Below are 16633 nucleotides of genomic sequence, written 5' to 3' on the forward strand. Positions count from 1 at the left end.
GCGGCATTAGCGCGCATCGCTTAGCAATTGGCTAATCGTGCGCGTGGCCCGCGAGCGCCTCCAGCACATCCTCCAGCCGCGCCGAATCGCCGAGCGCGACGACCTCCCCGGTCGAATCCGCATTGAGCGGCTCGCCCTGCCAGTCGCACATCGTCCCGCCCGCGCCCTCCACCACCGGCACCAGCGCCGCGAAATCGTGCAACTTCAGCCCCGCTTCGCACACCACGTCGAGATGGCCCGAGGCGACGAGGCCGTAGTTGTAGCAATCGCCGCCGTAGATGATCTTGCGCTCGGCCACCGCCTTGGCCAGCCCCATGAAGGCATCGACCTGCTCGCCCGAGAACGCGTGCGGGCTGGTGGTGCCGAGCACCGCGTCGGCGAGGTCGGGGCACGGCGCGCAGCGCACCGGCGCGCCGTTGAAGGTCGTCGCATGACCCACCCGGCCGACCCAGCGTTCGCGCAGCACCGGCTGGTCGATCACGCCCAGCATCGGCCAGCCGCCTTCCATCAGCGCGATCAGCGTGCCGAAGATCGGCCGCCCGGCGATGAAGCTGGTGGTGCCGTCGATCGGATCGAGCACCCATTGCCGCGCCGCGCCCGGATTGCGATTGCCGTATTCTTCGCCGATGATCCCATCGTCGGGCCGCTCGGCCTCGATGATCGCGCGCATCGCTTCCTCGGCGGCGCGGTCGGCCTCGGTCACGAAGCTGGCGTCGGGCTTGCGCTCCGCGGTCCAGGTGCCGCGGAACAGCGGACGGATCGCCTCTCCGGCGGCATCGGCGAGACGGTTGGCGAGCGCGAGGTCGCTGGCGGATGCAGGCATGAATGCTCCGAAACGGGGGTGATGGCTTGACGCCACTACTGTCCTTGGCAGAACATGCAACACGAAGGGGAGCACTTGGTCGCCGTGGGGGGCAAGGAAAATCCGATCCGGTCGCTGACCGGCGCGACGCTCGCGGGCGCGCCTTTGGCCGCGTCACGCAAGGCCGCGCCCGACCTCGCGCCGTGGTTCCAGTGGATCAGCGCGGCGGCGGGGGAGGTTGCGCCGGATCAGACCGTGCACTGCGGCATGCTCGGCGATAATCCGGTGATCCGCATCCTGTTCGGCGGGACGTGGACCGCGCAAACCGCCGACGGCGCGATGACGTTCGAGCCCGGCGAGGGGCTGGCGCTCTATTTCGGCCCGCAGACCCGCTACATGCCGATCAGCGTCGCCGGATCCTACCGCGTCATCACCCTGATGCTGGGGGCGGGCGCCGCGCCGGTCCTCGGCTTGCCGGAGCAGACGTCGATGCTCGACCGGATCGTCGATTTCGACGGGCTGACAGGGGCGGCCCCGCTCGCGAAGTCGATCCCGCAGGAACGGGGGTACGGAGACTGGCTCGCCGCGCTGGAGGGCGAACTGCGCCGCCGGCTGGCACGCGAGAAGCCCGATCCGCCCGACCCGACCGCCACCGCGTTCGCCCGCGCCTGCCTGACGCGCCCCGATTTCCGCATCGGGGGCTTCGCCGCGCACCGCGCGATATCCCAGCGGACGCTGGAACGGACGATAAAGCGCAATTTCGGCCTGACGCCCAAGCAGGTGATGCGCCGCGCCCGGGCGCTCGACACCGCGGCCCGGCTGCTCGGCGTGGCCCTGCCCGAAGAGGAAGCGGCGCTGGAGCTGCGCTATTACGACCAGTCGCACCAGAGCCGCGAGGTCCGGCGCTTCTTCGGTTTCACCCCCGGCGAGCTGATGCGCGGGGCGCACCCGATGCTGCGGCTCAATATCGAGCTGCGCCAGTCGCGCCGGCTGGCGACCTTGATCGAAGGCGGGGCCGAGATCGGCAGCGAATCGCACCGGCCGTGGCGCGACCCCGCGGCCGAGTTCGACATTGAGGGCTGAGACGGTTCAGTCGAACAGGCTGGAGACCGAGCTTTCATCGGCGATCCGGCGCACCGCCTCGCCGATCAGCGGCGCGATCGTGAGGATGCGGATCTTGCTCGAATCCTGCGCCGCGTCGGTCGGGCGGATCGAATCGGTGATGACCAGTTCGGTCAACACCGAGCCGTCGACCCGCGCCACCGCGCCGCCCGACAGCACGCCGTGGGTGATATAGGCGGCGACCGAGCTAGCCCCCTGGTCGAGCAGCGCCTGCGCGGCGTTGCACAGCGTGCCGCCCGAATCGACGATGTCGTCGATCAGGATGCAGTGCCGCCCCTTGACCTCGCCGATGATGTTCATGACCTCGCTCTCGCCCGGGCGGTCGCGGCGCTTGTCGACGATCGCCAGCGGTGCGTTGTCGAGCCGCTTGGCCAGCGCGCGGGCGCGGACCACGCCGCCGACATCGGGGCTGACGACCATCAGGTCGCGGTCGCCGTAGCGCGCCTGGATATCGGCGGCCATCACCGGCGCGGCGTAGAGGTTGTCGGTCGGGATATCGAAGAAGCCCTGGATCTGCCCGGCGTGGAGATCGACCGCGAGCACCCGGTCGGCGCCCGCTTCGGTGACGAGGTTGGCGACCAGCTTGGCCGAAATCGGCGTACGCGGGCCGGGCTTCCGGTCCTGCCGGGCGTAACCGAAATAGGGCACCACCGCGGTGATCCGCTTGGCCGAGGCGCGCTTCAGCGCATCGATGCAGATCAGCAGTTCCATCAGGTTGTCGTTCGCCGGGAAGCTGGTCGGCTGGATCACGAACACGTCCTCGCCGCGCACGTTTTCGTGGATTTCGACGAAGATCTCCTCGTCGGCGAAGCGGCGGACGCTGGCATCGGTCAGCGGCATCTCGAGATAGCCCGCGATCGCGCGCGCGAGCGGCAGGTTCGAATTGCCGGACATGATCTTCATTGCTGGCCCTCGCTGGCGGGAATCGGTTGCCGCGGGCTTAGCGCAGGGGGCGCGGGATGCAACATTATGGGTGGGTGGTGTCCCCGATGGGTTAGGCGCGGCTCCGCGGAGGACATTGGACGGTAATGTGGTTGGATGCCCGCTCGCTCATGGAATGAATGGGAAAAATCTGAACGGAATTGCAACCGGTTTTCGAATATTGCGTTTGGGGCGGAATTGATTCATAGCGACCACATTGAAGGGAGTAACCTCAATGGCTGACATCTTGATGGCTGACATCTTGGAATCCGGCACGAACCTCGTGCCGGACGAAGTTGATTCCGAGCTTGCGGCGACCGCAAGTCGCCAACTGGCGCGTGCAGCAAAGGACTCTGTGAGCGTTCGCCTAGAAGATGGAACCGATCTCCAACTTCCTAAGGCGGTGACGCCGCTCCTCGTAAAAATCCTAACCGAAATGGCGCAAGGCAATGCTGTTACGCTGATCCCCCTCCATGCTGAACTTACTACTCAGGAGGCAGCGAATTTGCTCAACATCTCCCGCCCGCATTTAAACAAATTACTCGAGGCGGGCGAGTTACCACATCACAAAGTAGGCACTCACCGCCGCGTACGTTTTCAAGATTTGGAAGCTTACCGAGCAAAACGGGAGCGCGAACGAGAAGACAACCTTTCCGAGCTTGCCAAGCAGGCGCAGGAAGAGGGCATGGGATATTAAGCATTCGCGCTATACCGTCGTCTACGACGCATGCGTGCTTTACCCTGCACCGGTCCGTGATCTCCTTCTGGAAATGGCGGCAGCATCGCTATTTCGAGCAAAGTGGAGCAACGAAATCCACGATGAGTGGATGAGAAACCTACTCGCAAAACGCTCCGACCTCTTAACGCAGAAGCTGGAGAAAACGCGGGAACTGATGGATGCGGCCGTGCTCGATTGTTTGGTCGAAGGCCATATGGATCTCGTTGGCTCTCTTGAGCTGCCCGACCCAGATGATCGGCATGTATTAGCCGCCGCTATCCATTGTGGCGCAGATGCAATTGTCACCTTCAATCTCAGAGATTTCCCTCCAGACATCGCATCAAAATACCAAATTGAGGTGCTCCATCCCGATGATTTCGTGCGATTCCAGTTCGATTTCGACAATGCTCGTGTGATTGTTGCAGCTGAGCGAGTGCGGGCGCGGTTGAAAAACCCCGAGATTTCGGCCGAGGAGTATTTAGACATATTGGCCCGGCAAGGTCTGACAAAGACCGCCGCCGTTCTGCATCCATTCCGCCCGATTATATAGCTCTCTTGAGGCACCATCCGCGGCCGATTGCTCCTACCCGTGTCTCGATCGGCAACAGCGTACACCAACTCGCAAAAACACTTTCCTACACGCCTGCGCTTGTGGCCTACCCTCGCGATGGCCACCAACACACGCTCCCCCGCACACACCCTTCGCCACCGTCCCGGCTGGTTTCGTCCCATCCCGCTGCGCTCGCGGCGCGACGGGTGGAGCGAAGGGCGGCAATGCGCGTTCCTTGTCCAGCTCTATGTCACCGGATCGGTCACCGCGGCGGCGCGGGCGGTGGGGATGAGCCGGGCCAGCGCCTATCGCCTGCGGACACGTGGCGGGGCGGAGAGCTTCGCCCACGCCTGGGACCGGGTGCTGTCGCTGCCCCGGTGGGAGCGCGCCGAGGCGCCGCGCGAGGATTTCCGGAAGGTGACAACTGCGACGCTCATGGCGCGGCTCGACCGCGCGCTGGTGCAGCCGGTGGTCTATCGCGGGGCGATGGCCGGCATTCGGACAAAGCCCGATATTTCAACGCTCTTGCGCGTGGCGCGGCGGACCGGGCGCGGGCCCGGCGATCCGCACGAGCGAGGCTGAAGCGGTGGCGGCGAAGTTTTTCATCGGCCCCGGGTCGGCGGTCCACGCCAGATCGCGCGGCCGGGCGCGAGCACGCCTAGATGCGGTGCTCGCCCTTGATCCACCTGACGTGTTTTCTCGGGGTGCGCAGGACCGTCAGTTGCTTGGCGAGGGCGGTTCCCGCTCGCCCGTGTCAAATCCGGTGCTCGCCCTTGATCCAGCGCACGGTGCCGCTCGACGCGCGCATCACCACGCTCTCGGTGGTCATCTTGCCGCCGCGCAGGCGCTTGACCCCGTCGAGCAGCGAGCCGGGCGTGACCCCGGTGGCGGCGAAGATGCAGTCGCCGCGGGCGAGATCTTCGAGCTTGTAGATGCGGTCGAGATCCTCGATCCCCCACTTGGCCGCGCGGCGCTTCTCGTCGTCGTTGCGGAACACCAGCCGGCCGTTGAACTGTCCGCCGACGCAGCGCAGCGCGGCTGCCGCGAGCACGCCTTCGGGCGCGCCGCCCTGGCCCATGTACAGGTCGATCGTGGTTTCGGGATCGGTCGTCGCGATCACGCCCGCCACGTCGCCGTCGCCGATCAGCACGACCCCGCATCCCAGCCCGCGCAGCTCGGCGATGAGATCGGCATGGCGCGGCCGGTCGAGCACGCAGACGATGATGTCCTTGGGCTCCACGCCCTTCGCGGCGGCGACCGCCTGCACGTTCTCGGTCGGGCTCTTGGCGAGGTCGATCACGCCCTCCGGGTAGCCGGGGCCGACCGCGAGCTTGTCCATGTAGGTGTCGGGCGCGTTGAGCAGGCAGCCCTTCTCGCCCGCGGCGAGCACCGCGAGCGCGTTGGGCCCGGCCTTGGCGGTGATGGTGGTGCCTTCGAGCGGGTCCAGCGCGATGTCGATCTGCGGCCCCTTGCCGGGCGCGCCGCCGACCTTCTCGCCGATGTAGAGCATCGGCGCCTCGTCGCGCTCGCCTTCGCCGATCACCACCGTCCCGTCTATCTCGAGCTGGTCGAAAGCGCGCCGCATCGCTTCGACCGCGGCGGCGTCGGCCGCTTTCTCGTCGCCGCGGCCGATCAGCGCGCTGGCGGCGATCGCGGCCGCTTCGGTCACGCGGACCAGTTCGAGGACGAGGACGCGATCGAGTTGCGCGCCGGCGGCCGGAGTCTTGTGATTCATGCTGGATTCAGTCCCTCGGACGTGGTTGGTTGCGCGCTTAGACAGCGGGAGCGGGAATGTCGAGAATCCACCTGGTGCTGGCCTGCGCGCTGCTCGCCGCGCCGCTTTCCGCCCAAGATACGGCACCGGGCGGATCCAGCACCGGATCCAGCGCAGGCCCCGACCCGGTGGACGAAGCGTTCGATGCGATGCGCGAATCCTACGGTCCGCCGCCGCCCGAGCCCGCCCAGCCCGACTGCGAAGAGCCGGAGGGCGACGAGATCGTCGTCTGCGCCCGGCTGGAGGAACAATCGCAGTTCCGCGTCCGCTCCGACGACGAGGCGGAGAACGAATACGCGGCCGAGACCATGAACCGGGGCAACCCGCCCGCGCCCGACGTGGGCGGCCCCGGCATCTTCCGCGGGCCGGCCACGGTCGGCAAGCTGTGCATCCCGGGCCTGCAGAAATGCCCGCCGCCGCCCGCCTATATCATCGATTTCGACGCCTTGCCCGACGCGCCGCCGGGATCGGACGCCGACCGCGCCGCCCGAGGCCTCGCCCCGCGCGGGAACGACGGCGACTTCACGCCCGAGCCCCCGGCAGCGCCGGAGGCGGAAGAAGCGGGGGATGATGCGCCCGAATAGTGCGCTGGCCGGCCGCTCAGCCTTCGAGGATCTGCATCGACAGCGGCGGCGCGGTGAGGCTGTCGGACCCGCGCAGCAGTTCGAGCGCGTGCGCCACGTTCCGCTCGGGCCCTTCGTGCGCGACCATCGCGACGAGCACCTCACCGCCTTCCTCCTGCCGCCCCTGCTGGATCAGGCTCTCGATCGAAACGCCCGCATCGCGCATCGCGGCGGTCAGTTCGGCGAGCACGCCGGGGCGGTCGGCGACGGTGAAGCGCAGGTAGGTGCGGCCGGTGCGGTGCCCCGATTCGGCGCGCGCCATCGGCGCCATCTCGGCGGAGGGAATCGAGAACGGCGCACCGATCTCGCCGCCCTCCTTCGTTTGCCGCGCGATATCGATCAGGTCGGCGACGACCGCACTCGCGGTCGGCCCCGCGCCCGCACCCGCGCCCTGGAACAGCAGGCGACCGGAGAAATTGCCCTCGGCGACGACCGCATTGGTCGCCCCGGTCACGTGCGCGAGCGGATGCCCCCTCGGCACGAGGCACGGCTTGACCCGCTGGAGCAGCGCGGGCGTGCCATCGGGCCCCGTTTCGACATCGGCCATGCCGATCAGCCGCACGACGTAGCCGAGCGTCTCGGCGCGGGCGATGTCCTCCGCCCGGATGCGCGCGATACCCTCGCAGTCGACCCCGGCGAAATCCACCCGCGAGCCGAACCCGATCGCGGCGAGGATCGCGAGCTTGTGCGCCGCATCCGTCCCTTCGATATCGAACGCCGGATCGGCCTCGGCGAAACCTTGCCGCTGCGCCTCCGCCAGCGTGTCAGCGAAGTCCGCTCCGGTCGCCTCCATCGTGGAAAGGATATAGTTCGAGGTGCCGTTGAGGATCCCGTAGATGCGCTCGATCGCATTGGCCGCGGCGCCTTCGCGCAGCGCCTTGACCACCGGAATGCCGCCCGCGACCGCGGCCTCGAATTTGAGCGCGGTGCCCGCCGTCTCCGCCGCTTCGGCGAGCGCGGGGCCGTGGTGCGCGATCATCGCCTTGTTGGCCGTGACCAGCGCCTTGCCCGCCGCGATCGCTCCGCGCGCCAGCGTCAGGGCGGGGCCGTCCGCGCCGCCGACCAGTTCGACCACCACGTCGACATCGTCGCGCGCGGCCATCGCGGTCATGTCGTCGTCCCACGCGAAGCGCGACAGGTCGACCCCGCGGTCCTTGTCGCGGTCGCGCGCGCTGACCGCGACGACCTGCAATTCGCGTCCGGCGCGGGCGCGAAGCAAGGCGGCGTTGGTATCGAGCAGGCGGATGACGCCCGCGCCGACGGTGCCGAGCCCGGCGAGCGCGATGCGCAGCGGCTCAGCCATGACGGCGGCGAAGATCGGCAGCGTGTTTCATGGCGCCGCCCCTAACGCGCGGGACGGTGGCAAGGGAACCAGTTTCGCTTGGGCGCGCGCTAGCTGCGGTTGCGCTGGCAGGGCCCGAGGCTCTGCTGCACGAACGCGAAATCCTCCGCCGCCTGCGCCTGCGATGCCGGATCGTCCGACAGCATCGCATCGCGCGGCAGCTGGTCGGGCAGGAAGCACGCGATGCGATACCAGGCGAGCGTGTCGCGCGCCGGCGGGCGCGCGGCCTGGTCGACGATCTCGCTCCACGACACGCCCCATACCGGGCTCATGTTCGGCCGACGCACGACCGTGATCGAAACCGGCCCTTCGCCATCGGTGTTGAGGAAGATCTGCGTTTCCGATTCGCCCGCGAGGTTGCCGGGGATCGACAGGATGTCGCGCACGCCGACGACCGTGGGCGGCGCATCGGGTTCGGCCATCTCCGCGAGAATCGGGCGCAGCCGCGCCTCGAACTCGGGGTTCCACGGCAGTTGCGCGGTGGGGCCGACCAGCTGCACCTCACCCGGGCGACCCTGCCCGGCGCGGGCGAACAGGATCACCTGCTGCTTCTTCAGCTTCGGGGGATCGCCATCCTCGTCCACCGGCACGTCGACCAGATACCTGAGCGATTCGCCGATCGGCCTGCTGCCGCCGATCAGCGCGACCGTCTGCGCCTCGATATAGAGCCGCGCATGGCCCGGCGTGACATTGGGCGCGCGTTCGGCGGACAGCTTCGCCTGATCGCGAATCTCGGCATGGATCACGAGATTGGCGCGGTCCGCAAGGTCGGCCAGATCGGCATAAGTCGCGCCGCCGTTCGGCGAGGGCGGGACGGGCGCGGGCTGCGCCAAGGCGCCCGAACACGCCGCCAGCAGTCCGCTCGCAGCCAGAATCGACAGCTTTTTAAGATATTGAGTATGGGCCATAAATATTCCGTATGAAATCCGGATCGCAATTTCGTGAACCGATTCGCGCTTGCTGCGTTCCAAGACTTGCGCGCGTGAATCGGCCGTTAACCGATAAAGCGTTTGCGCGGGTTTGGCATCGAAGCTAAGGATTGCGCCGGTCCGGGGCAACCATAAGACAAGATGCCGCGGACGGGCCCGTGCCGGGCCTCCCGGCGCAGTGGCCCTTACGGCCTTCGCGCTTCGGGTATCGGCCGGCAGGGTGGACATTTGGGATTGCCCTCTGGCAAGGGATTTGCTTGTCGTGAGGAGAGACGCCGGGCCCGCGCCCGGCGAGAGACGATGGAGTGAAGCGACTGAATGGCCTACTCTGACCAACAAATGAGTGCTAACCGGATGATCGCCATAGTCGTTGTGGCGCTCGTCCATCTTCTGGTCGGATATGCGCTGATCACTGGCCTCGCCTACGAGGCGGTGTCGAAAGTGGTCGAGCGCGTGACGACGGTCGATATCGAGGAGCCGCCGCCGCCGCCTGAGGAGCCGCCGGAAGAACCGCCGCCGCCCGAGCCGGACACGGCTCCGCCGCCGCCGGTCGCGCCGCCGCCGCCGATCAGCATCGCTCCGGCGCCGCCCCCGATCCGGACGCAGCCGACGATTCCGCCGCCCGCTCCGCCGGTGCTGCGCGTGCCGCCGCCGGCACCGCCGGCTCCGCCGCCGCCGCCGCCGCCGCGGTTCCAGCCGAAGAACCCTTCGCCCCGCAACGGCGGCTGGGTCACCACGTCGGACTATCGCAGCAGCTGGATTTCGCGCGAATACACCGGCACGGCATCGTTCACCCTTCGGGTTGGCGCCAACGGTCGCGTCGAATCGTGTTCGGTCACCGGTGGTTCCGCGCCGTCCGAACTCAAGGACGCCACCTGCAGCCTCATCCAGCGCCGAGCACGCTTCGATCCCGCCACCAACGGCAATGGCGACGAGGTTGCCGGAAACTTCTCCGGTTCGGTTCGCTGGGAGATTCCGGACTAACGACTTTCCCGCCGTCGCGCAGGGCGCGGCGGCGGACCCGATCAACCCGTATTGCTTCTTTCTGAGAGGACTTTCGCAATGATTATCGAACTTCTTGCCGCCGCCGGCGCCGAGGCCGCCCCCCAGAACTCCTTCGGCTTCATGGAAGCCATGGAACAGGGCGGCGTCATCGCCTGGTCGATCTTCGCCGTGCTCGTCATCATGTCGGTTGGCTCGTTCTACATCCTGATCACCAAGCTGCTCGAGCAGCAGAAGGTGTTCAATCAGTACAAGAACGTACGCAGCGGCTTCTGGCGCGCGGGCACCATTCGCGAAGGCGCGACCAAGCTCGACAAGAACAGCGCCTGGCGCCAGCTCGTCGACGACGCTCTGTCGGCCGAAGACCAGCATGGCAAGATGACCGACAGCCTCGAAGCGCACGACTGGCTGCACGGCTCGCTGAACCGCTCGGAAGCGGCGATCAACGCCAAGCTCGCCGGTGGTCTGCCGTTCCTCGCCTCGGTCGGTGCGACCGCGCCGTTCGTCGGCCTGCTCGGCACCGTCATCGGTATCTACCGCGCGCTGATCAACATCGGTCTCGCCGGTTCGGCCTCGATCGACAAGGTCGCCGGTCCCGTCGGTGAGGCGCTGATCATGACCGCGATCGGTCTGCTCGTCGCCGTGCCCGCGGTGCTGGCCTACAACTGGCTGCAGAGCCGCAACAAGCGGATCGCCGAGCTGCTCTCGGGCTTCTCGACCGACATCCTCGCCAACATCAACTCCAAGGGTGCCGTGAAGCCCGCGGTCATCACCAAGACCTCGACCCAGCAAGCTGGCAAGGCCGCGGCGACCGCACCGGCCACCAAGCCGGTCGCGGGTACAACGACCACGACCACGACCACCAAGCGCTGATGCCGTTCGCCGGGCCGGCTCGGCCGGTCCGGCGAGGCAACCCAAACGGATTAGTTGGATAGGATATACCCATGGCGATTTCGACGGGAGGCGGCGGCCAGGAAACGCCCATGTCGGACATCAACACGACGCCGCTCGTGGACGTGATGCTGGTGCTGTTGATCATCTTCCTCATCGCGGTTCCGGTCGCGATCCAGACGATCGAGAAGCTGCGCATCCCGGTGTTCGAATCGACCGAATCGAAGGACAAGGTCGAAAATCTGCAGCTCACCGTGAGCACCACCGACGCTAGCGGGCGCAGCGCGGGCGAGCCCGGCTTCGAAGGTGCCGCGCGCGAAGGGCAGTGCCGGGTCTACTTCAACAACACGACCCCGGTGGATTCGCAGGAACTCTACGACCAGGCGTTCCAGCGTCTCGACGCGATCGTGCAGCGCGCGGGCGGGCCCGAGGCGATCATGGACGACCCCGATGCGATCCCGCAGGTCCACATCCGCGGCGATGTCAACGCGCCGTGGCAGTGCGTGGCGGGCGCGATCTACAACGTGCAGGCGGCCGGCTATCCGACCATCGGCTTCATCTCCAACCCGGTCGATCCCAACGGCTGATCGGGCGGGACGGACAGAATTCAGGAGTAGCCCACCATGGCAATGTCAGGCGGCCGCGACGACGGCTCACCGATGATGGAAATGAACACGACGCCGTTGATCGACGTCATGCTCGTGCTTCTCATCATGTTCATCATCACCATCCCGGTGGCGACGCACTCGGTCGACATCGACCTTCCGGCGCCGAACCCCAACCCGCCGCCCGAAGACCAGATCGATCCGATCAAGAACAAGATCGTCATCAATCAGGCCGGCGAGATCCTGTGGAACGGCGATTCGATCGATCAGGGCGAACTGGTCCGCAACCTCGAGATCAGCAAGAACATCGATCCCGAGCCCGAACTGCAGTTCGAGCCCGAGCAGTTCGCCAGCTACGATCTTTCGGTGAAGGTCCTCAACATCATCAAGGGATCGGGCGTGAGCAAGTTCGGCTTCGTCGGCAACGAGAAGTACCGCGCGTTCGGCAAGGCGCCCGGAGCCTGAACCGCGCGATCCGCGCCGTAGATTTTCAGAAGGGGGCGGAACGATCCGCCCCCTTTTCTTTTGCCCCGCCCCCTTTTGCCGCCGCCGCTGTAGCGAAGGCGCACCTGGACTATGCAATCATAGGGCGTCACGAAGTTCGGCTTCGTCGGCAACGAGAAGTACCGCACCTTCGCCGCCCGCTGACCCGCGCTAGCCGTCTTCGTCTTCGGGCGGCGCGTCGACCCGCATCGCTTCGGCCGCGAGGCTCTCCGCCTCCAGCAGCAACTCCTCGTCGACCGCGCCCTGTGGCAACGCCTCGCGCCCGATCATGGTCATCACCGGCACCGCGAGCGGGCTGACCCGGTCGAGCTCGACATGCACCAGTTGCTCGGCCGAACGTTCGAGCAGGTCGGCCAACCGGCCCACGTCGGTCAGCCGAGCGCGCGCGTCGGCCCATGCCGCCTCCAACAACACGTGGTCGGGCTCGTACTTGCGCAGTACGTCGTAGATCAGGTCGGTCGAAAAGGTGACTTGCTTGCCCGTCTTGCGCTTGCCCGGATGCTGGCGCTCCACCAGCCCGGCGATCACCGCCACTTCGCGAAACGCGCGGCGCAGCAAGTGCGAATCCTGCACCCAGTCGACGAATTCGTGCGCGAGGATATCGGGCGAAAGCAGCGGCGCCGGATCCGCCACCGGCCGCAGCCCCCAGACCGCGAGCGAATAGTCGTTGGCGACGAAGCCGCCGGGCACCATCCCCCGGTCCTCCATCCGTCGGGTGATGAGCATGCCGAGGCTCTGGTTCGCGTTCCACCCGTCGAAGGTGTAGTAGACGCTGTAGTGCTTCTTCGCGTGCGGAAAGCTTTCTACCAGCAGCTCGCCCGGCCCCGGCAGGCAGCTGCGCCAGTCCTGCACCTCCAGCCATTCGCGCACGTCGTCGGGAAACCGTGCCCAGCCCGCGCGATCGACCAGCATCGCACGCACCCGCTCGGCCAGATGCGTGGTCAGCGGCAGCCGCTGCCCGCCGTACGAGGGGATCGTGGCCGAGCTTTTGGCGGCGCGGACGATCACCTCCATGTCCTTGACCTGCTCGACCTCGAGGCTGGTGCCGGCGAAGAAGAACGTATCGCCGGTTGAGAGCGAGGCCGCGAAGCGCTCCTCGACCTTGCCGAGCTGGCGACCATTGCGGAACCGCACCGTGAGCATTTCGGAATCGACGATGATCCCCGCGTTCATGCGGTGCCGCGCGGCGTGTTCGGGATGCGTCAGCCGCCACACGCCTTCGCGATCGCGCACGATGCGCTTGAAGCGGTCGTAGGCGCGCAGCGCGTATCCGCCGTTCTCGACGAAGCCGAGCACGCGGCTCCACACAGCCTCGTCCACCCAGGCATAGGCGAGGCTCGATCGCACTTCGGCCAGCAGCGCCCGTTCATCGAACGGCGCGGCGCAGGCACAGGCCATCACGTGCTGCGCCAGCACGTCGAGCCCGCCGGGCCGGAAATCCTCGCCGTCGCGCTGGCCCGCGTCCACCGCGTCCTTCGCCGCGGTCGCCTCGAGGAATTCGAAGCGATTGCCGGGCACCAGGATCGCGCGGCTCGGCTGGTCGAGCCGGTGGTTGGCGCGCCCGATGCGCTGGAGCAGGCGGGAAGATCCCTTGGGCGCCCCCATTTGCACCACGCAGTCGATATCGCCCCAATCCACCCCGAGATCGAGGCTGGCGGTGGCGACCAGCGCGCGCAGTTCCCCGCGCGCCATCGCGCCTTCCACCTTGCGCCGTGCTTCCTTGCTCAGGCTGCCGTGGTGGACACCGATCGGCAGGGTATCCTCGTTCAAGTCCCACAGGAGCTGGAACACGAACTCGGCGAGGAAGCGGGTGTTGGTGAAGATCAGCGTGGTGCGGTTGCGGCGGATTTCTTCGTAGAGCTGGGGGATCGCCCAACGGCCCGCGTGCCCGCCCCACGGCACGCGCTCCTCCTCGGGGAGCAGGATCTCGACCTCGGCCGGCGCGCCCGCCTCGCCCGCGACAAGCTCGACGGCCTCGATCTCTCCCCAGGGCGCGAGCCATTCGCGGAACGCTTCCGGGTCGGCGACCGTAGCCGACAGGGCCGCGCGCTGCATGTCGGGCGCGATCGCCTGCAGGCGCGACAGCGCGAGCGTCAGCAGGTCGCCGCGCTTGCCGGTGGCGAAGGCGTGAACCTCGTCGATCACCACGCGCTTCAGCCCGGCGAACATCTGGAAACTGTCGGGGTAACTCAGCAGCAGCGAGAGCGATTCGGGCGTAGTCAGCAGCACGTTGGGCGGCTTGCTGCGCTGGCGGCGCTTGCGGTCCCCCGGCGTATCCCCGCTGCGCGTCTCGATGCGGATCGGCAGACCCATCTCCTCGACCGGAGCGACGAGATTGCGCTGCACGTCGTGTGCGAGCGCCTTCAGCGGCGAGACATAGAGCGTGTGCAGGCCTTCAGGCGGCTCCGCGCCCCGGCTCGGGCAGAATGCCGCCAGCGTCGGCAGGAACCCGGCGAGCGTCTTGCCTGCGCCGGTGTCCGCGACGAGCAGCGCGTGCCGCCCGGCGTCGCTGGCAGCGAGCATTTCCGCCTGATGCCGCCGCACACGCCAGCTACGCCCGGCGAACCAGCCGGCGATTTCCGGCGGGATAGCCGCGTCAGAAGCTTTCGTCGTCACCCGACACTTCGGTTGCGGCGGCCTCCAGATCGGCCACCGACATGCCGAGCAATCCGGCCAGACGCTCACGCTCCTGCGGGGAAAGATCCGAAACGTCGCGCGGCTCGGGCAGCGCCTCCATGCTCTCGGCCATCCGCTCCATCATCTGCGGCACCAGTTCTATGACCCTGGGCATGACCTGGGTCATTGCGGACATGACCTTCGGATCGGAATAGACGAGAAACGATTGCTCGGCGTAGCGGCCGCCTACCGACGTCGCGAAGAACTGCTTCAACGCCTCGAGGTCGGCGGTTTCGAAACGCGCGGCATAGGCATGCGCCAGACCCTCGCGATATGCCGGTTCGACCTCGTTCATCAATTCGCCCGTCACATCGAGCATGGCGGCCCCGGTTATTTCGGCGCGCTGTTCGTGCGCCGGATCGACGATTTCCAGCGCTTGCGTCAATTCACTCTCATCCAGCGCGGAAAGGCGCGCGCCATCGACGCCGAGCACTTCGGCCAGGGCGAGACGCGAGAGCGGCGCGGCGGCACCGAACATCGTGTCGAACATCGGCGCCATCGTCTCGTTTATCATCTTCGCATAAGTGCCGGGCGGAAAGAGAAGCGCGACGACCTCGGTCGCCAGCGGTACACGCGCTTCTTGCTCAGGGGAAAGCGGCTCGCTGGCGAACATCGCCGAATACATTTCAGTCAGTTCGGCGTGGTCCGCCGCCATGGCATCCGACACGGACGCGCTTTCCTCGCTCGTCTGCGCCATCGCCGATGCGGAGGTCAGCAAAACGGCGGCGGCGAGGATCGTCTTCATGGGGACACGTCTCCGTTTCGAGATCAATGCCCGGCCTGCGCGCCGCGTTCCAGCCCCGACAGCGCGAGCTGCTCGTCGATCTGCGCCATCAGCCGTTCGAGCCCCGCCTCGCTGTCGCTTTCCGCGCGCGCGACGAGCACGTCCTGCGTGTTGGAGGCGCGCAGCAGCCACCAGCCGTCGTCGGTGGTGACGCGCACGCCGTCGGTGTCGTCGACTTTCGCCGGGCTGTCCGCCAGCCGCGCCGCGACTTCGTCGATCGCAGCGAACTTGCGGCTCTCGTCCACCTGGAAGCGCATCTCTGGCGTGTTGATCATCGCCGGCATGGCGGAGCGCAAGTCGGTGACCGAACAGCCCAGACGAGCACTGGCGGCGAGCAGGCGCACACCAGCATAAAGCGCGTCGTCGAAGCCGTAGTATTCGTCGGCGAAGAACACGTGGCCGCTCATCTCGCCCGCCAGCGGCGCGCCCGTCTGCTTCATTTTGGACTTGATCAGTGAGTGTCCGGTCTTCCACATCACCGGCTGCCCGCCATGCGCGCCGACGTGATCGAACAGCGCGCGGCTGGCCTTCACGTCGGCGATCACCGTCGCGCCGGGCTGGCGGGCGAGCAGATCCTCGGCATAGATCATCAGCAGCTGGTCGCCCCAGATCACCCGGCCCTCGCCGTCGATCGCCCCGATGCGGTCGCCGTCGCCGTCGAAAGCCACCCCGAAATCGAGGTTCTTTTCCGCGACCAGCGCGCGCAGGTCGGCCAGATTCGCCTCGACCGTGGGATCGGGATGATGATTGGGAAAGTCGCCGTCGACATCGGTGTAGAGCAGGTGGTGTTCGCCCGGCAGGCGCGCGGCGAGCGCCTCGAGCGCGGGGCCGGCGGCGCCGTTCCCCGCGTCCCACCCGACGCGCAGCCCCTCGAGCCCGGCACGGTCGATCCCGTCGAGGCCGGACAGCAGCCGCTCGACGTATTCGCCGAGCACGTCGCGCTCCTCGACCGCGCCGGTTCCGTCGCGCCACGCCCCTTCCGCCGCCAGCCGGCCGAGCTGCTGGATGTCCTCGCCGAAAAACGGTCGGCCCTGAAACACCATCTTGAAGCCGTTGTAGTTGGCGGGATTGTGGCTGCCGGTTATCTGGATACCGCCATCCACCTCTTCGGCTGACGCTTCCGCGTAATAAAGCATCGGGGTCGGCCCCATGCCGATCCGCACCACATCGCACCCGCTCGCGGTCAGCCCCTCGACCAGCGCGTGTTCGAGCGTGGGCGAACTCACCCGCCCGTCGTAACCGACCGCGACCGTGCGCCCGCCCGCCGCCTGCAACAGCGTCGCGAAGACGCGGCCGATCGCGCGGGCATCGTCGGGGCCGAGCGTTTCGCCGATGATCCCGCGAATATCGTATTCGCGCAGGACGGTGGGGTGGAATTCGTGCGGCATGC

Annotated in this window: 17 protein-coding genes; 9 read left to right on the forward strand and 8 right to left on the reverse strand. The window is 67.3% G+C overall.

Annotated features, from left to right (window positions below):
* Nucleotides 1-31: 31 nt before the first annotated feature.
* Nucleotides 32-823, reverse strand: a complete 792-nt coding sequence (gene hisN / locus ACE3QC_RS07840) for a histidinol-phosphatase (protein WP_374406986.1) — start codon at nt 821-823, stop codon at nt 32-34.
* 54 nt (nt 824-877) lie between these two features.
* On the opposite strand from hisN, the gene ACE3QC_RS07845 reads away from it, so the two are divergent.
* The gene (locus ACE3QC_RS07845; RefSeq protein WP_374406988.1) at nt 878-1885 is read left to right on the forward strand and encodes a helix-turn-helix domain-containing protein; all 1008 of its coding nucleotides are present in this window, start codon (nt 878-880) and stop codon (nt 1883-1885) included.
* A gap of 6 nt (nt 1886-1891) precedes the next feature.
* On the opposite strand, the gene ACE3QC_RS07850 is transcribed toward ACE3QC_RS07845, so the two are convergent.
* Nucleotides 1892-2827 carry a ribose-phosphate pyrophosphokinase gene (locus ACE3QC_RS07850; protein ID WP_374406990.1) on the reverse strand — a complete coding sequence of 312 codons (936 nt, stop codon included), beginning with the start codon at nt 2825-2827 and terminating at the stop codon, nt 1892-1894.
* Between the two features lie 253 nt (nt 2828-3080).
* Between ACE3QC_RS07850 and ACE3QC_RS07855 the strand changes: the two genes are divergently transcribed.
* From ACE3QC_RS07855 to ACE3QC_RS07865, 3 genes are all read left to right on the forward strand, one after another.
* Nucleotides 3081-3542, forward strand: a complete 462-nt coding sequence (locus ACE3QC_RS07855) for a helix-turn-helix domain-containing protein (protein WP_374406992.1) — start codon at nt 3081-3083, stop codon at nt 3540-3542.
* On the forward strand, nt 3505-4113 hold the full coding sequence (locus ACE3QC_RS07860) for a putative toxin-antitoxin system toxin component, PIN family (protein WP_374406994.1): 609 nt from the start codon (nt 3505-3507) through the stop codon (nt 4111-4113). Before ACE3QC_RS07855 ends, ACE3QC_RS07860 begins: the two co-directional genes overlap by 38 nt.
* Before the next feature lie 117 nt (nt 4114-4230).
* The gene (locus tag ACE3QC_RS07865; protein ID WP_374406996.1) at nt 4231-4695 is read left to right on the forward strand and encodes a hypothetical protein; all 465 of its coding nucleotides are present in this window, start codon (nt 4231-4233) and stop codon (nt 4693-4695) included.
* A gap of 172 nt (nt 4696-4867) precedes the next feature.
* Here ACE3QC_RS07865 and glpX read toward each other — a convergent pair whose 3' ends face one another.
* A complete protein-coding gene (gene glpX, locus ACE3QC_RS07870; protein ID WP_374406998.1) occupies nt 4868-5848 on the reverse strand; it encodes a class II fructose-bisphosphatase in 981 nt (326 codons plus the stop codon).
* A gap of 56 nt (nt 5849-5904) precedes the next feature.
* Here glpX and ACE3QC_RS07875 point away from each other — a divergent pair, with 56 nt between their 5' ends.
* Complete coding sequence (locus ACE3QC_RS07875) at nt 5905-6471, forward strand: hypothetical protein (RefSeq protein ID WP_374406999.1); 567 nt, start codon at nt 5905-5907, stop codon at nt 6469-6471.
* A gap of 16 nt (nt 6472-6487) precedes the next feature.
* Here the strand turns inward: ACE3QC_RS07875 and ACE3QC_RS07880 are convergent, their stop codons facing one another.
* Together ACE3QC_RS07880 and ACE3QC_RS07885 are read right to left on the reverse strand one after the other, a co-directional pair.
* Complete coding sequence (locus ACE3QC_RS07880; RefSeq protein ID WP_374407001.1) at nt 6488-7813, reverse strand: homoserine dehydrogenase; 1326 nt, start codon at nt 7811-7813, stop codon at nt 6488-6490.
* Between the two features lie 89 nt (nt 7814-7902).
* A complete protein-coding gene (locus tag ACE3QC_RS07885; protein ID WP_374407003.1) occupies nt 7903-8760 on the reverse strand; it encodes a hypothetical protein in 858 nt (285 codons plus the stop codon).
* A gap of 375 nt (nt 8761-9135) precedes the next feature.
* On the opposite strand from ACE3QC_RS07885, the gene ACE3QC_RS07890 reads away from it, so the two are divergent.
* From ACE3QC_RS07890 to ACE3QC_RS07905, 4 genes are all read left to right on the forward strand, one after another.
* Nucleotides 9136-9765, forward strand: a complete 630-nt coding sequence (locus tag ACE3QC_RS07890) for an energy transducer TonB (RefSeq protein ID WP_374407005.1) — start codon at nt 9136-9138, stop codon at nt 9763-9765.
* 78 nt (nt 9766-9843) lie between these two features.
* On the forward strand, nt 9844-10656 hold the full coding sequence (locus ACE3QC_RS07895) for a MotA/TolQ/ExbB proton channel family protein (RefSeq protein ID WP_374407007.1): 813 nt from the start codon (nt 9844-9846) through the stop codon (nt 10654-10656).
* 71 nt (nt 10657-10727) lie between these two features.
* On the forward strand, nt 10728-11261 hold the full coding sequence (locus ACE3QC_RS07900) for an ExbD/TolR family protein (RefSeq protein ID WP_374407009.1): 534 nt from the start codon (nt 10728-10730) through the stop codon (nt 11259-11261).
* Between the two features lie 36 nt (nt 11262-11297).
* On the forward strand, nt 11298-11744 hold the full coding sequence (locus ACE3QC_RS07905; protein WP_374407011.1) for an ExbD/TolR family protein: 447 nt from the start codon (nt 11298-11300) through the stop codon (nt 11742-11744).
* Between the two features lie 189 nt (nt 11745-11933).
* Here ACE3QC_RS07905 and ACE3QC_RS07910 read toward each other — a convergent pair whose 3' ends face one another.
* Genes ACE3QC_RS07910 through pgmG form a run of 3 tightly spaced genes read right to left on the reverse strand, consistent with a single transcriptional unit; the run spans nt 11934 to nt 16631 of the window.
* Nucleotides 11934-14399, reverse strand: coding sequence for a ligase-associated DNA damage response DEXH box helicase (locus tag ACE3QC_RS07910; RefSeq protein WP_374407013.1), 2466 nt, complete (start codon nt 14397-14399; stop codon nt 11934-11936).
* Nucleotides 14380-15204, reverse strand: coding sequence for a hypothetical protein (locus ACE3QC_RS07915; RefSeq protein WP_374407015.1), 825 nt, complete (start codon nt 15202-15204; stop codon nt 14380-14382). The genes ACE3QC_RS07910 and ACE3QC_RS07915 overlap by 20 nt, the downstream gene beginning before the upstream one ends.
* 23 nt (nt 15205-15227) lie before the next feature.
* Complete coding sequence (pgmG, locus tag ACE3QC_RS07920; protein WP_374407016.1) at nt 15228-16631, reverse strand: phosphoglucomutase/phosphomannomutase PgmG; 1404 nt, start codon at nt 16629-16631, stop codon at nt 15228-15230.
* Nucleotides 16632-16633 lie beyond the last annotated feature (2 nt).

This window comes from Pelagerythrobacter sp. (assembly GCF_041912895.1).
Lineage (GTDB): Bacteria > Pseudomonadota > Alphaproteobacteria > Sphingomonadales > Sphingomonadaceae > Pelagerythrobacter.